This window comes from Paenibacillus sp. EC2-1, assembly GCF_049311625.1.
Classification (GTDB): domain Bacteria; phylum Bacillota; class Bacilli; order Paenibacillales; family Paenibacillaceae; genus Paenibacillus_AQ.
Genome location: NZ_CP186006.1, coordinates 2,877,933 through 2,893,009, shown reverse-complemented (window position 1 = coordinate 2,893,009; position 15,077 = coordinate 2,877,933). Strand labels below are relative to the sequence as shown.

Sequence of the window (15,077 nt, the reverse complement as noted above, 5' to 3'; positions counted from 1 at the left end):
CAAATTTCGATCGTAAATTCAAACACCTATAATATAGAAAATAATGTACTACACCTATAGAAAGTTTATCCTTACCTGCATGCCATACGAAAAATCCCCTACGGTCTACAGTGATGAGTTCAATTGTAAAAAATGTTTGTTGAAATGATGACTTTATACGATTGGAGGTTTTCCTATGTCATATCCATTTGATTGTATTAGTGATTTTATGTTTTTTGAAACAGAGCTGGGTCAAGCAGATGCCATATTAATTCCAGGTGCGAGCCAGCCGCAACTAATGGAGAGAGCTGCTGAGTTATATCATCAAGGACTAGCTTCTATTATCCTTCCGTCAGGTGGTTCCACACCGCATGTTGAAACAACAGAATGGGAGTTTCTTAGAAATGTAGGGATATCATTAAAAGTTCCTCCAGAAGCTATTCTAAAAGAAGAAAACGCAACCAATACCTTTGAAAACGCCAGATACTCTTTAGAAGTATTACAACAACAAAGTATTCACCCAAAGAAAATTGTCTTGGTTTGTAAGAATTATCATGCTAGAAGAGCGCTCTTAACTTACCAATTTCTATTTCCTGTAGGAACTGTCTTTTATGTCAGTCCAGTAATTGATAAATCAGGAACTACTAAAGATAACTGGTATCTAGATGAGAAGAAAATAAGTTTAGTCATGAACGAGCTAGAAAAAATAGGGAAGTATTTCAGACTTCAAATACCGAAATGCGTTAATCATTCAAAATCGAACGGTTTTCGTTAAAAAGACCAATATAAAGTAATGGATGATTAAAGGGGTGAGTTTCGTGACTGATGCTCAAATGTCGGAACTAGTGGGGCTTGTACTAGCAGGCAAAAAAGAGGCATTTGAAATAATTTATAATGAAACGATAATTAGTACATATCGAACATTATACTTCCTTACTAGTTCTGAAAGAGATGCGGAGGACATTGCTCAAAATGTGTATTTAGAAGTGTACAGGACCTTAAGTAATTTTCAAATGAATCGTTCATTACGAAGTTGGATTTATGGAATTATGATAAGGCAGTTTCAGTCTCATAAGCGTAAACGCTGGAGAGAACATAGAAAAGTACAAAAAGACTATGCACTGCAAGTCCATATACCGATCACAATTGAAGAAAGCGTGTTAGATAAAGATCATAACGACGAGATAATCAGTAAGTTGAATGCTCTGTCTGATAAATTGAAGCATGTACTAGTTCTTCGATATGTTAATGATCTTTCACAACAAGAGATAGCTGATATTCTAGAAATCCCTTTAGGAACGGTTAAATCTAGATTAAATCAAGCACTAAAGCGTATGAGACAAATGATCGGGAGGGAAGAACATGCTGGAGCAAGATAACAATCAAGATGCTTGGATCATGAAGATGAAATCAAAGGCTAATTCTATTCATCCTCCGGATGATTTAAAAAGAAGAGTATTCGAACAAATAAATATGAAAAATGAGATAGGTGAAGTTATAGCAACTGTAAGAATCGATTCGTTTCAAGAAGAAAATCCTCTGGATTCAATCCTCCGAGATTTGAAGCCTGGCATGGGTAAAGCAATCTATGTGGCAGATCAAGGTGAGAGAAGTGTGAACCAGCAAACCAATTATGAAGCCATAACATGGTCTCAAAACCTTAACGATCTGATAAAGCTAGCGACTCCTTGGCAATTATATTTCCCAGTGGACAGCGAACTACTAAATATTCATGTTTATTATGGATTCGATAATTTAACAGATCAAGAAATCGATCAGATGATTATAGAGAGCCAGAAAACAGGTAAGAACATCATCATTAAAGATTTACGCCCTAACAATGTATTAGTCGGAATGAAACTACACTACAAACTAGAAGAGAATTCTTTTGAGTTCCGTATATTTGGAACTACTAAAAGCAGAATTCATGTGCCAAACATCGAGCAACATACAATTGAGCATTTAAAGATACGTGGATATGATGCTGTTTATATAGCAGATGGTGAAAAACAACAGCTGATATGGGCAGAAGAGACAATTCCCGGCAACCCCCTTCAATATGAATTGCTAGCTGAACGAAGTAATCGCACATCGCTAGTAAAAATTGCTGAATCATTATCTACGTCAGTGTAAAAATTTTTGATAATTATCATTGTGTGTATGGAAGTGATACATTGTCATTCAACCATTGATAGAAAAATTCAACCAGTCGTTTAGTTGTAAAGTACACCTCAATACCGATGAAATTTAGATGCGATTATAATCAGTGTATAAATCCGTGGGGGTGTAAATGGCTATGCTAGAGGGTATTAATAATTTTGGTGAAAGAATTAGTCAGCTTCGCAGAAGCAATAGTATGACTCAAGAACAGTTAGGTCTAGTTCTTAATGTATCTGCCCAAGCCGTTTCAAAATGGGAAAAAGGAGATTCTCTGCCTGATATTTCTCTTTTAACGGAGTTGGCAAACGTTTTTGATTGTACTATAGACTACTTGCTTGGCAGAACAAGCGATTTACAGAGTCTTCTACCTCTGATTAGAGTCGAACTTCGAAGGATGACCCCAGAACAGAGAATTAATTTTGTTGGTGAGGTTATCAACGCACTATCTCATAATGAAATGACAGTTCCATCACACCCCGCATTAACTCAAATTCAATTAGGTCAACATGGACTAAGCTTATGGGCAAAAGATAGATTAGTTTGTATTGCAACATCTCTTTTTTTAAACGAAGCCACTGAAGCGCTACACGAAAAAGTAGAATTCCCAATGAATGTTCTACCTTCAAATGTTTTAACTGTTATATATGAGTTACTACTTGATAATAAAAATTTAGAGCCGGACTTTACGCCAATAGAAGATTCGATTCTTCGCTCGCGAGTACCCAAGGACATAAACTTTGATGAAGTCATAGTAGAATGCATTGAACTTGGATTTGTAGATAGAGTTCGAGGTGGATATAGACTTAATGTTAAAGGTGACATTGCAACACGTTTATTTTCAATCGTGCATAGGGTTGTAAGTAGACCAGATTCATTCTCTTTAGATTTTCCGTTAAGCTGATTAACTACGAACATTACACACTCCTCCCTTATTCGTTATAATAGAACCAGTGATTTAGGAAAGGGATGTAAGGATGAAGAAAGTCATCGTAGTGGGAGCAGGAATTCTTGGGGCATCAACAGCCTATCAATTAGCAAAATTGGGTGCGGATGTTCTTATTATAGACCGCAAGGATAAAGGGCAGGCGACGGATGCCGCTGCTGGGATCATCTGCCCCTGGTTATCACAGAGGCGCAATCAGGCATGGTATCGTTTGGCAAAGGCGGGTGCTCGCTTTTATCCTGAATTAATTCGTGAACTTGAACGTGAAGGGGAAACCGATACTGGATACGCTCAAGTCGGAGCGCTCAGTATTCATCATGATGTGGAGAAGCTTAACAAGATGGAAGAAAGGGCACAACTACGAAGAGAGGATGCGCCTGAAATCGGTGACATTACTCCGCTTGATGAGCAGGATACACATGATCGGTTCCCTTTGTTAAGGGAAGAATATCGTTCGATCCAAATTAGTGGTGCTGCTCGTATTGATGGTCGTGCACTTCGTGATGCTTTGATTCGATCCGCACAGCGAAATGGTGCTGTCCTTATTAATGGAGACGCAAAGCTTCAATTTGAGTCGAGCCGTGTAACTGGAGTAACCGTGGGTTCTGATTCCTATGACGCAGATCAAATCATTGTATGTGCGGGAGCGTGGGCCAATCAACTACTACAGCCATTGGGTATTGACTTTAAAGTGAGTTACCAAAAAGCTCAAATCATGCATTTAAAGGTTCATGATCATCAAGACACAGGTAGTTGGCCCGTCATAATACCGCCTTCGGATCAATACCTGCTTTCTTTTGACGACCAGAAGATTGTTATTGGGGCAACTCATGAGAATGATATTGAAGGTTATGATACGCGGGTGACGGCAGGCGGAATGCAAGAAATTCTAGATAAAGGCTTAGCGTTGGCACCTGGTTTAGCGAATAGTACTTTTCAGGAAGTAAGAGTCGGGTTCCGTCCATTTACTCCAGGTTTCCTGCCTATTATGGGTACTGTTCCGGGCTGGGATGGTCTTATTACGGCAAACGGACTTGGGGCTTCTGGGCTAACCATGGGCCCCTTTATTGGAAGTCAGCTTGCAAAGATGGCACTAGGTATGGACCTTGATATTGATGTAGCAGATTATGATGTTCGTACAGCAATGAATGAAGACTGATACTTATTTGTCAAAAGAAAATGTATTAGCGAAGAGAACCGTGTACTCACGGTTCTTTTTTTGTTTAAAGCTTTTTGTGTTTTAGCTCGAATGAGAGCGCAACATAGTGAATAACTCCTTGTGTTATAACTAACATGAAATGATGAACAAGGAGATGAATTCATGAACAACCTGAAAGGTAAAATTGCATTGGTAACCGGAGCAAGCCGGGGGATTGGTAAGGCTATTGCCTTACGTCTAGCGAAAGAAGGGGTCTTAGTCGCTATTCATTATGGAAGAAGGCAGGAGGAGGCAGAAAAGGTAGCTAATGAGATTATTCAACAGGGAGGATCAGCTTTCACGATCGGTGCGAACTTCCGAGATCTTGACGGGATTGATCAGTTATTTGTATCTATGGATGCAGCACTTCAACAACGAATAGGAGATCATCGATTTGATATTTTAGTCAATAACGCCGGGGTAGGACAAATTCTATCCTTTGAAGAGGCTTCCGAGAAATCCTTTGACGAGGTCATGAATTTAAATGTGAAAGCTCCTTTCTTTGTGATTCAACAAGCTCTTCCACGACTTAAAGAAGGTGGTCGAATCATTAACATTTCCTCATTTGTCACGCGAGCTGCCTCGCCAAGCGTTTTTACATACAGTATCTCGAAAGGAGCAATAAACACCTTAACCCTCTTATTAGCTAAACAACTAGGAGGTCGTAATATTACTGTAAATGCGATTCTCCCAGGAATTATTAATACGGAAATGAATGAAGGTACACTGAATAACCCTGATGGTCAGAAATATGCTGCAGGCTTATCTACCTTTAATAGGTGGGGAGAGCCTGAGGATGTGGCAGATATCGCAGCGTTTCTCGCCTCATCAGACAGCCGCTGGGTAACGGGACAATTAATGGATGCAAGCGGGGGATCACATTTGTAATGAAGAGATCTTCGACAACACAAAGAAGAACGTCCACCTACTGAACGTACTTCTTTAGTCTTGTATTGTGCTATTACCTTATTAACTTATCGAATTCATTAGCTGAAAGAAGTATTCTGGTTGCTGTGTTTTATTGAGGTTATACCATGCGTCTAGAGTATCGGGTGACATCACATCTAAATGTTTTAGTACTTCTTTCGCAAATTCCAATGGAGCTACTCCAGATGCAGTAACCATATTCTCACCTGTCACAGCAGGTTCCTTCTCATAATAGAGCTCACCTTTATAGTTAGGGCAGACCATTCTTAAATATTCTAAGTCATTACTAGTATGCTTTCTAGAATCGAGGTATCCACTTTTCGCTAATCCTTCCGTTGCTCCACATATTGCTGCGATTATAGTACCTTGTTCTAACGCTACACCGACTTTATCTAGAATAGGTTGATGATATTCTTCTCCCCAGGTGATACCTCCTGGTAAAATCAGTAGATCTCTATTATCGAGAGTGCATGCATCTACTAAAATGTCAGGTTGTATGCGTAATCCACCCATCGTCGTAATCATTTCTTTAGTAGCACCAACGGTAATAATTTCAAAAGGTGCTATGTCTTTTTTGAAATATCTTCCCGAATTTAGTTCAGCGATTAAATATCCATATTCCCAATCTGACATTGTATTAAAAACATAAAGATAAGCTTTTTTGGGTTGCATTCTATAACGCTCCATTCCTATTTGGTAAGACTATTATAATAAAGCTTCCCTGACAACTACCGTCAGGGAAGCTTTAAGAATTATAAAATAATATAAAATTTTATATAAAGAGATACTGTGAACTAAGGATCATAACGAATATACCTAGTACGATTGCTATTTTCCCGCCAAACTTTAGACACCATAGCTCTAAGTCACTTATAGGCTGATCTTTATATATATTACTATTCCACAATACCTTAGGGCGTATAATTAAGAATATACCGAGAATCATTATACTAAGGCCTAGCAGTAATACAATAATAAACGAAGACATATAATAGGACTCTAGAAAGGTGATTAATCCTCGAAGTGAGAGTGTCACACCAAGAAAGATAATGAACAGGCCCCTATTTGTTCTTTAAATAATTCGCTGCGATTCCGTTCCACGTCCTCAGGAATTCGAGACAACCATCTGACCCAGTCAGAATCCGGCTCTCTGCATAAATGTACCCCGAATGTTATAATCACGATTCCAATGAACAAAAAAACATGTATCCAACTCCCCTAACTCAGTATTACGGTGTCAAGAACTCTGTATAAAGATCTCTATATATAAACACAATCAGAAATAGTTTGTCCAGATGATTATATAGGTACCTAAAATCCGACAATTGAAGTGATTTCTACTTCATGCTGATGCATTATTACTTGTTACTTCTATTGAAATTTCTACCCCTTCATGCTTATAATAGATCGATAAAATTAGAAAAAGGTGTCTATATATGAGCATATTAAATGTTGAAGGATTAAGTCATGGTTTTGGTGATCGAGCGATCTTTAAGGATGTTTCATTCCGACTTCTAAAAGGAGAGCATATCGGATTAATCGGGGCGAATGGAGAAGGTAAATCTACCTTTATGAACATCGTTACGAATAAGCTCCAACCTGATGAAGGTAAGGTAGAATGGTCTAAGCGTGTTCGTGTAGGTTATCTGGATCAGCATGCTGTGTTGACGAAAGGGATGACCATTCAAGACGTACTTCGGGGTGCGTTCCAATATTTGTTCGATCTTGAAACGGAAATGAACGAAATGTATAACCGGATGGGTGAAGTGTCCCCGGAAGAGCTGGAGAAGTTGCTGGAGGAAGTCGGTACAATTCAAGATACGCTGACGAACCAGGACTTTTATATGATTGATGCGAAGATTCAGGAGACAGCACGCGGACTTGGTATTACAGACATAGGTCTGGATCGTGATGTGAATGACTTGAGTGGCGGACAACGTACGAAGATTCTACTTGCCAAGCTCCTGTTAGAGAAGCCAGACATTCTACTACTCGATGAGCCTACCAACTATTTGGACGAACAGCACATCGAATGGCTTAAGCGTTACCTGCAAGAATATGAGAATGCTTTTATTCTGATCTCTCACGATATACCATTCCTGAACAGTGTTATCAATCTGATCTATCATATGGAGAATCAGAAGTTAACTCGTTACGTGGGTGACTATGATCAGTTCCAGCAGGTTTATGAAATGAGAAAGCAACAACTCGAATCCGCTTATAACCGCCAGCAGCAGGAAATCGCAGAGTTGAAAGATTTTGTAGCCCGGAACAAAGCTAGTGTAGCCACTCGGAATATGGCAATGTCTAGACAGAAGAAGCTCGATAAAATGGATGTTATAGAGCTTTCTAAGGAAAAGCCGAAACCACAGTTTAACTTCAAGGAAGGTAAAACCGCGGGTAAGGACATTTTTGAAACCAAAGATTTGGTGATTGGTTACGATAGTCCTCTTTCCAGACCGCTTGATCTGCGAATGGAGCGTGGACAGAAGATTGCGCTTGTTGGTGCGAACGGGATCGGGAAGACAACACTTCTGCGCAGTATTTTAGGTGAAATCCCAGCGATATCTGGTTCTGTGGAGCGTGGATACAACCTGGAGATTGGATATTTTGAACAAGAAATGAAGGAAGGCAACTACAATACATGTATTGAAGAAATATGGGAAACCTTCCCTTCGTTAAGCCAGTTTGAAGTTCGTGCTGCTCTTGCTAAATGCGGACTGACAACGAAGCATATTGAGAGTAAAATCGCCGTGCTAAGTGGTGGAGAAAAAGCAAAAGTTCGTTTATGCAAACTGATTAATAGTGAAACAAATCTGCTTGTGCTTGACGAGCCTACGAACCACCTTGATGTCGATGCCAAAGATGAACTCAAACGTGCGCTGAAAGCTTACAAAGGCAGCATTCTCATGATTTCTCACGAACCTGAGTTTTACAGCGATATCGCAACAGACATTTGGAATTGTGAATCCTGGACAACCAAAGTATTTTAAAGTGAAGTTTGAATTTAATAAATGTAGAAGAGAGTCGCAGCGATGCGGCTTTTTTTTATTTTTATGAAAATAATGCGAAATTGTAGTCTAATATGTGCCGAAATGGGTATTTATTGTTAAGTGGTTGACTTCCTGTATATACAAGTATACTATGTTGCCATAGACAACTTGTATATACAAGATGAAGGGGAGGGCTAATAATCATGCAAATGCAGAGAAACCAGTCCCAAGATTGGTGGAGAACTTCAACAGTTTATCAGGTGTACCCTAAGAGCTTTAATGATACAACAGGTAGTGGTACGGGGGATATTCGTGGTTTAACTGAGAAGCTTGATTATATAAAAGGGCTTGGAATTGATATCGTATGGCTTCAACCGGTATACGTATCTCCGCAAAATGATAACGGTTACGATGTAGCGGATTATTACAATATTGATCCAGCATATGGAACGATGGAGGATTTTGACGAGCTTGTTCATGAACTGAAAAAGAGAAACATGCATCTCATGATCGATATTGTAGTCAATCACTCATCGACTGAGCATCACTGGTTCAAAGAAGCGAGGTCTTCACGTGATAATCCCTATCGCGATTATTACATCTGGAAAGATCCTGCAGAGGATGGGGGGCCGCCAAATAATTGGCAGTCTAAATTCGGTGGACCTGCTTGGCAGTTTGATGAAGGAACAGGACAGTATTTTTTGACGTTATTTGATAAGACACAAGCAGATCTCAATTGGGAGAACGAGAAGGTTAGGCAAGAAGTTGTGGATTTGCTGACATTTTGGGCGAAGAAGGGTGTAGACGGTTTCAGAATGGATGTCATTAACTTGATCTCCAAAGACCAGTGTTTCCCAAATGATGATGGCAGCATCCCTCCAGGGGATGGGCGTAAATTCTACACCGATGGGCCACGAGTACACGAATATGTTAAAGAACTGAATGAAAAAGTGTTCAGACCATACAACATCATTACGGTTGGTGAGATGTCATCCACGACACTCGCACATTGCATCCGCTATTCGAATCCGGAGGAACACGAGTTCTCTATGACTTTTAACTTTCATCACCTGAAGGTGGACTATCCCAATGGACAAAAGTGGGAGCTTAAGCCCTACGATTTTGAAGAGTTAAAAACAGTACTTTCTGATTGGCAAATTGGAATGCAAGAGGGTGGCGGTTGGAACGCGTTATTCTGGAACAATCATGATCAACCAAGGGCTCTTACCCGCTTTACGGATGATGATGAGTACAGAATTGAAAGTGCGAAGCTGCTTGCTACCACACTTCACGGTTTACAAGGTACACCTTATGTCTATCAAGGAGAAGAGATCGGTATGCCGGATCCCAAGTGGAAGGATATATCCGAGTTCCGAGATATCGAGTCACGGAATATGTACGATATTCTGCTCAAGAGAGGCAAGACCCCTGAGGAGGCAGCTCACATTGTCAGTGTCCGATCGAGGGATAACTCAAGACTTCCTATGCTATGGGATGATAGTGATCAAGCAGGATTTACATCTGGAACCCCATGGATAAAGATCGATGAACGATATCCTCATATTAATGCCAAAGCACAGGTAGAGGACGACGATTCAATCTATCATCATTATCGAAAATTAATTGAGTTGCGAAAAGAACTACCGGTCCTTATTGACGGCAAGTATATACGCCTGGATGAAAGTCATCCCCAAATCTATGCCTATGCAAGAATAAATGAGGAAGAGTCTATCGTTGTGATATCTAATTTTAGTAAGGAAGAGGCAACTTTTGAACTTCCAGAGTGGTTCTCCGTAGGTCTTTCAAGGGCTAGTCGTGTGAAGCTTCTAATAGGCAATACTGATGAAGAACCAGTGCTTTCAAAGCGAATGAATATCCAGCCGTACGGATCTTATATGTGGTTGATCAAGAATTCGTAATATTATACTTATTTATTCTATAGAGTCAGGAGAGAATGGCTATGGCGAATATCAATCGCAAAAATGTCGAACGGATCATAGAAGCTGTTGGCGGCAAGAATAATATTGAGGCTGCTACACATTGCGTAACCAGGTTAAGATTTTCACTTGTTGATGAAAGTAAGGTGGATGCTCAAGCTTTGGACGCCAATGATCTTGTAAAAGGACAGTTCTCATCTCAAGGACAGTTTCAGGTCGTCATTGGACCAGGACTTGTCGATCAAGTCTATGATGAGATGATTGACATAACTGGAGGCTCTAGAGCTAGTAAAGATGATGTGAAAGCACTCGCTAGTAAAAAACAAAATCCGCTGCAACGAGCCATTAAAACACTTGCGGATATCTTTATTCCGATTCTCCCAGCGATTGTAATGGCAGGTCTTCTGCTCGGAATCAATAATATCCTAACAGGTGCAGGGATCTTTTATGAAGGCAAGTCGCTTATTGATGTACATCCTCAGTGGGCAGACGTAGCCTCGATCATTAATTTGATTGCAAGTACGGCCTTTACCTTCTTACCGGTCTTAATCGGCTGGTCTGCTGTGCGTCAATTCGGAGGAAATCCACTGCTTGGGATTGTGCTAGGTCTGATTCTAGTGAATCCGGACCTCCTGAGCGCGAATCAATATGCAGATGCTAAATTAGAAGGCACCGTACCGGTATGGAATTTGTTTGGGTTTGAGATTGAGAAGATCGGATATCAAGGTCAAGTGTTACCTGTACTCGTGTCCGCTTACATTTTGGCAAAGATTGAGATGTTTCTAAATAAACGAGTGCACGATTCGATCAAATTACTAGTTGTAGCACCCGTGGCTCTATTGGTGACTGGTTTCCTTGCATTTATTGTAGTTGGACCTATTACGTTTGCGATTGGTAACGTTCTTACCTCTGGACTTGTAAGTATATTTGATTCTTTTGCTGCTCTCGGCGGTTTGATATACGGTGGATTGTACTCACTACTCGTGATTACAGGAATGCACCATACCTTCCTTGCTGTAGATTTCCAGTTGATCGGTAGTGAAGGTGGGACATTCCTATGGCCAATGCTCGCCTTGTCTAATATTGCTCAAGGTGCAGCAGCACTAGCGATGATGTTCATCCTAAGAGAACAGAAAGCGAAAGGGCTTGCGGTAACTTCGTCCATATCTGCATTTCTGGGTGTTACTGAGCCCGCTATTTTTGGTGTGAACGTACGTCATAAATATCCCTTCATCTTCGGAATGATCGGCTCGGGTATTGCGGGTGTAATTCTGGCAATGAATAATGTACTTGCATCATCTATTGGAGTAGGTGGTATACCAGGATTCTTGTCCATCTTCCCAAACCAATGGGGCGTGTTCTTCCTTGGAATGGCTGTAGTACTAGTGGTTCCATTCACAGGGACTCTGCTCTACGGAAGATATCTTATTTCTAGACCATCAAATGGAGTGCCGCAAGAAAGTAAGCTACAATCCGTAACCCATGAACAGGCAGCAACGACAGAATCCGATGCTGAGCTCGCTGCTGATGATGCTAACATCATGAAGTCTACACCAACAGATTCAGGAACAGGCAATTCTCAGAAGGTTACAGTAGATATTACAGCTCCAATGAATGGTGAAGTAGTACCTCTATCTGAAGTACCTGACCCTGCTTTTGCAGAGAAACAAATGGGGCAAGGCGTTGCCATTATTCCATCCGACGGGAAGGTATACGCACCATTCGATGGGACTGTGGCGCACCTGATTAAGAAGAGTAAACATGCAGTTATACTATCCGATTCAAACGGGCTCCAAGTTTTGATTCATGTCGGAATTAACACCGTGTCCTTAAAAGGTGAAGGGTTTACAGCCCATGTGGAGACAGGTGCGAGTATTAAGAAAGGGCAGCTTCTTCTGGAATTCGATATCGATCGTATTAAACAAGCAGGACTCCCTATCATTACGCCGATTCTTGTTCCTGACGGTCAGGATGGTATTCAAGAAATCATAGAAAATATAGGTGAAGCCACGCAAGGTGTGACAACCATTCTTCAAGTGTCACTTGATTCTGATTCACAATAGCATCGATAAGAATGAATGAAATTACATCAAATCATGGTACAATATCGATGGTGATTATGAGATGACAAACAATATATTCTTAACACTTTACAAGGATTATGCCGAACAGATCGATGCAGGACTTTTAAAACCTGGAAGTAAGCTTCCTTCTGAGAATGAACTAACCATTACTTATAATACGTCCAGAGAAACGGTGCGTAAGGGACTTAATCTGCTTGCCCAGAATGGGTATATTAACAAAGTGAAAGGGAAAGGCTCCTTTGTTCTGGACATGGGGAGGATGAATTTCCCGATAACGGGACTCGTTAGTTACAAAGAAGTTTCTGAACGATTAGGTAAAAAGAGTCGAACCCTTGTTTATGTAACGGAACGTGTTCTGGCAGGTGATCTGATCGCAAAAGAACTTCATATTCGTTCAGATCAATACGTATGGAAGGTCATTCGCGCAAGAGAAATTGACGGTGAACGTATCATTCTAGATATCGATTACTTCTTAGCTGATATCGTTGCCAATATGACAAAGGATATCGCTGAAGATTCGATTTATGAGTATCTCGAACAGGAGCTTAATTTCAAGATTAGTTATGCAGAGAAAATCATATCAGTAGAACGAGCTACAGAGATGGATCGTGAATACATGGATATAAACCATGACACACATGTCGTAGTCGTCAGGGGATATGTTCATTTGGAGGATACAACACTCTTTCAATTCACAGAGTCAAGGCATCGATTAGACAAATTTCAATTTGTCGATTTTGCAAGACGGATTTAGTAACAGTTGTCGTATTCTAGCTAAGAAGGCATCCTTGATGAGGGTGTCTTCTTTTCTTGATTGTAGGACAGTATAATGGAGTAGGCGCATGTTCATTCGTTGATTGAATATCGAAGAATATCCATATTAATTTATTTAATATTAAGGATACATAACTAAGGGAGGACATTTATGGAACAACCCCGCATTTGGCCGGATCGATTCAAAAGATTTTTTCTTAACAACAAGTTTGTGCTCCTATTGCTTATCCTGCTTTTGGTGGGACTTAATGTACTTGTACTGAGTAAAATCTCATTTGTTCTACATCCACTTGAAGTATTGATTAAGACAATCGTGTTACCGATCATCTTATCGGGTATACTGTACTACCTACTCAATCCTCTTGTAGATATTATGGAGAAAAGAAACATCAAACGCGGCTGGTCTATTCTCATGCTATATCTTTTGATTGCTGGTATTCTGACAGTGGTTGTCTTAGCGGTCATACCTGTACTACGAAACCAGATTACAGGGTTGGTGGACAGTTTCCCTGAATATAGCGAAAATGTTAGGCAACAATTCGAGGAACTTACAGGCAGCAAGTTGTTTAGCCAATTGCAAGAAGCTGTGAGCGTTAGCTCGCAAGATTGGTGGAACACGATTACTAAGAAGGCTTCAGAACTGCTTAACCAGACATGGACCAGAGTGGGAGGTTTTCTCGGTGCATTCACAGAGATTGTGTTGGCAATTGTGACAGTACCTTTTATTTTGTTTTACATGCTGAAGGACGGAAAGAGATTGCCACATAAGATTCTGTCTTTCTTACCAACGAAGAGTCGTACTGGAATAATGCATGTACTTCATGACATAAATCATCAGATCAGCTCATTCATCCGTGGGCAGATTATCGTCAGTTTCTGTATTGGTATTCTGCTGTATATCGGTTATATGATTATTGGATTGGACTATGCCTTAATCCTTGCTATTATTGCTTCGTTCACTAGCATTGTTCCGTATCTTGGACCCGCAATTGCAATTACGCCTGCACTCATTGTGGCCATAGTTACATCTCCAGTCATGTTATTGAAGATGGTAGCAGTTTGGACTATTGTACAGTTGATTGAAGGGAAATTCATATCACCACAAATCATGGGCAAAACACTCAAAATACACCCCATCACCATTATTTTTGTAATACTTACCTCAGGAAATTTATTTGGTGTGGTAGGTATTCTGCTGGCTGTTCCTGGATATGCGGTGCTGAAGGTTTGTGTCTCACATATTTTTGAGTGGTTTAAAGACACTTCTGGTTTATATGATCCACCGAACAGTAACCAGTTGAAATAACGATATTCAAGTAGGATAAAAGATGTGTATATGTAAGTAGACCCTCGTCCATTGGCTAAACAGTCTAAAGGACGGGGGTTCTTTTGTGTTTAAATATACCTAGGATCTTGAATTCTTCTCGGCTGCACGGAGTCTTTCCTCTTCTTCGGCTTTAACAATGGAGAGATAACCAATAACATCTCCAATTGCAGCTAAAGTAAGCCCAATCTTGGCTAATTCGATGGATGATAACTCTTCAAGAGTGGCATTACTTTTCTTTCTGGGTTTGGCCATCATTTCACCCCAAAAGTCAGTTTAATCCTAATGTATGAAAAGGATGTTTATTATGTTTATATTACAGCCTTTTATAGTGCCTATTTTATCGTTTTCCACGGTCATTTTCAGGTGTTCTTATCTTTTACGACATTTGATCATAAAAAATTATTACTTGACTTTCTTGAAAGTATTCATGTAAGATTCATTCCAAGAAATACAAATGAGGCATGGACCAAAGACATGATTTCCTTCACGAACTGTCCAGAGAGAGAAGTGTAAGCTGCAAGCTTCTTCAGTAACCGGTAGTGAAATTACCCCTTTGTAGCTGCGGCGTTGAACCCGTTGATCTGTATTCACGGCTGTAATCGTCACCGAATGATCCCCGTTACCGGATCCCAAATGAGGACCTTACGTTTTCATGCTTTGCTGAATCGCAGTGCATGTAGCGTTATAGGTCAAATCAGGGTGGAACCACGAGCTGAACGCACTCGTCCCTTGCTTGGGAGAGAGGCGTTTTTTTG

Annotated in this window: 14 protein-coding genes; 11 read left to right on the top strand and 3 right to left on the bottom strand. The window is 40.3% G+C overall.

All coding sequences use genetic code 11. The annotated features are described in order from the left end of the window. Positions 1-175 precede the first annotated feature (175 nt). From ACK8P5_RS13655 to ACK8P5_RS13630, 6 genes are all read left to right on the top strand, one after another. Positions 176-754, top strand: a complete 579-nt coding sequence (locus ACK8P5_RS13655) for a YdcF family protein (RefSeq protein WP_422656826.1) — start codon at positions 176-178, stop codon at positions 752-754. 43 nt (positions 755-797) lie between these two features. Further along, positions 798-1,358, top strand: coding sequence for a sigma-70 family RNA polymerase sigma factor (locus tag ACK8P5_RS13650; RefSeq protein ID WP_422656825.1), 561 nt, complete (start codon positions 798-800; stop codon positions 1,356-1,358). Next, a complete protein-coding gene (locus tag ACK8P5_RS13645; RefSeq protein ID WP_422656824.1) occupies positions 1,342-2,112 on the top strand; it encodes a hypothetical protein in 771 nt (256 codons plus the stop codon). Before ACK8P5_RS13650 ends, ACK8P5_RS13645 begins: the two co-directional genes overlap by 17 nt. Positions 2,113-2,269: 157 nt before the next feature. Continuing rightward, the gene (locus ACK8P5_RS13640) at positions 2,270-3,040 is read left to right on the top strand and encodes a helix-turn-helix domain-containing protein (RefSeq protein ID WP_422656823.1); all 771 of its coding nucleotides are present in this window, start codon (positions 2,270-2,272) and stop codon (positions 3,038-3,040) included. A 73-nt stretch (positions 3,041-3,113) separates the two neighbouring features. Then, positions 3,114-4,241, top strand: coding sequence for an NAD(P)/FAD-dependent oxidoreductase (locus tag ACK8P5_RS13635; RefSeq protein ID WP_422656822.1), 1,128 nt, complete (start codon positions 3,114-3,116; stop codon positions 4,239-4,241). Positions 4,242-4,403: 162 nt separating this feature from the next. After that, entirely contained in the window at positions 4,404-5,168 is a 765-nt protein-coding gene (locus tag ACK8P5_RS13630; RefSeq protein WP_422656821.1) for an SDR family oxidoreductase, read from the top strand. A gap of 81 nt (positions 5,169-5,249) precedes the next feature. On the opposite strand, the gene ACK8P5_RS13625 is transcribed toward ACK8P5_RS13630, so the two are convergent. After that, on the bottom strand, positions 5,250-5,879 hold the full coding sequence (locus ACK8P5_RS13625; protein WP_422656820.1) for a type 1 glutamine amidotransferase family protein: 630 nt from the start codon (positions 5,877-5,879) through the stop codon (positions 5,250-5,252). A 764-nt stretch (positions 5,880-6,643) separates the two neighbouring features. Here ACK8P5_RS13625 and ACK8P5_RS13620 point away from each other — a divergent pair. The 5 genes from ACK8P5_RS13620 to ACK8P5_RS13600 all read left to right on the top strand — a co-directional run bounded on the left by ACK8P5_RS13620 (position 6,644) and on the right by ACK8P5_RS13600 (position 14,301). Next, positions 6,644-8,200, top strand: a complete 1,557-nt coding sequence (locus tag ACK8P5_RS13620) for an ABC-F family ATP-binding cassette domain-containing protein (protein ID WP_422656819.1) — start codon at positions 6,644-6,646, stop codon at positions 8,198-8,200. Between the two features lie 203 nt (positions 8,201-8,403). After that, positions 8,404-10,119 (top strand): alpha,alpha-phosphotrehalase, encoded by a 1,716-nt coding sequence (gene treC, locus ACK8P5_RS13615; protein WP_422656818.1) that lies wholly within the window; start codon positions 8,404-8,406, stop codon positions 10,117-10,119. A gap of 41 nt (positions 10,120-10,160) precedes the next feature. Then, positions 10,161-12,200: a PTS system trehalose-specific EIIBC component gene (gene treP, locus ACK8P5_RS13610; RefSeq protein ID WP_422656817.1), complete on the top strand. Its 2,040-nt coding sequence runs from the start codon at positions 10,161-10,163 to the stop codon at positions 12,198-12,200. A gap of 61 nt (positions 12,201-12,261) precedes the next feature. Beyond that, entirely contained in the window at positions 12,262-12,975 is a 714-nt protein-coding gene (gene treR / locus ACK8P5_RS13605; protein ID WP_422656816.1) for a trehalose operon repressor, read from the top strand. A 171-nt stretch (positions 12,976-13,146) separates the two neighbouring features. Next, complete coding sequence (locus ACK8P5_RS13600) at positions 13,147-14,301, top strand: AI-2E family transporter (protein WP_422656815.1); 1,155 nt, start codon at positions 13,147-13,149, stop codon at positions 14,299-14,301. Positions 14,302-14,400: 99 nt separating this feature from the next. On the opposite strand, the gene ACK8P5_RS13595 is transcribed toward ACK8P5_RS13600, so the two are convergent. Both ACK8P5_RS13595 and ACK8P5_RS13590 read right to left on the bottom strand, forming a co-directional pair. After that, positions 14,401-14,574 carry a hypothetical protein gene (locus ACK8P5_RS13595; protein ID WP_422656814.1) on the bottom strand — a complete coding sequence of 58 codons (174 nt, stop codon included), beginning with the start codon at positions 14,572-14,574 and terminating at the stop codon, positions 14,401-14,403. 150 nt (positions 14,575-14,724) lie between these two features. Continuing rightward, positions 14,725-14,928 carry a hypothetical protein gene (locus ACK8P5_RS13590; protein WP_422656813.1) on the bottom strand — a complete coding sequence of 68 codons (204 nt, stop codon included), beginning with the start codon at positions 14,926-14,928 and terminating at the stop codon, positions 14,725-14,727. Between the last annotated feature and the right edge of the window lie 149 nt (positions 14,929-15,077).

Bases quoted from the DNA above. Each gene is read 5' to 3' on its own strand.
- ACK8P5_RS13625 (WP_422656820.1), bottom strand. From the start codon at position 5,879: ATGCAACCCAAAAAAGCTTATCTTTATGTTTTTAATACAATGTCAGAT.
- ACK8P5_RS13630 (WP_422656821.1), top strand. From the start codon at position 4,404: ATGAACAACCTGAAAGGTAAAATTGCATTGGTAACCGGAGCAAGCCGG.
- ACK8P5_RS13620 (WP_422656819.1), top strand. From the start codon at position 6,644: ATGAGCATATTAAATGTTGAAGGATTAAGTCATGGTTTTGGTGATCGA.
- treR (WP_422656816.1), top strand. From the start codon at position 12,262: ATGACAAACAATATATTCTTAACACTTTACAAGGATTATGCCGAACAG.
- ACK8P5_RS13645 (WP_422656824.1), top strand. From the start codon at position 1,342: ATGCTGGAGCAAGATAACAATCAAGATGCTTGGATCATGAAGATGAAA.
- ACK8P5_RS13595 (WP_422656814.1), bottom strand. From the start codon at position 14,574: ATGGCCAAACCCAGAAAGAAAAGTAATGCCACTCTTGAAGAGTTATCA.
- ACK8P5_RS13600 (WP_422656815.1), top strand. From the start codon at position 13,147: ATGGAACAACCCCGCATTTGGCCGGATCGATTCAAAAGATTTTTTCTT.
- treP (WP_422656817.1), top strand. From the start codon at position 10,161: ATGGCGAATATCAATCGCAAAAATGTCGAACGGATCATAGAAGCTGTT.
- treC (WP_422656818.1), top strand. From the start codon at position 8,404: ATGCAAATGCAGAGAAACCAGTCCCAAGATTGGTGGAGAACTTCAACA.
- ACK8P5_RS13655 (WP_422656826.1), top strand. From the start codon at position 176: ATGTCATATCCATTTGATTGTATTAGTGATTTTATGTTTTTTGAAACA.
- ACK8P5_RS13635 (WP_422656822.1), top strand. From the start codon at position 3,114: ATGAAGAAAGTCATCGTAGTGGGAGCAGGAATTCTTGGGGCATCAACA.
- ACK8P5_RS13640 (WP_422656823.1), top strand. From the start codon at position 2,270: ATGGCTATGCTAGAGGGTATTAATAATTTTGGTGAAAGAATTAGTCAG.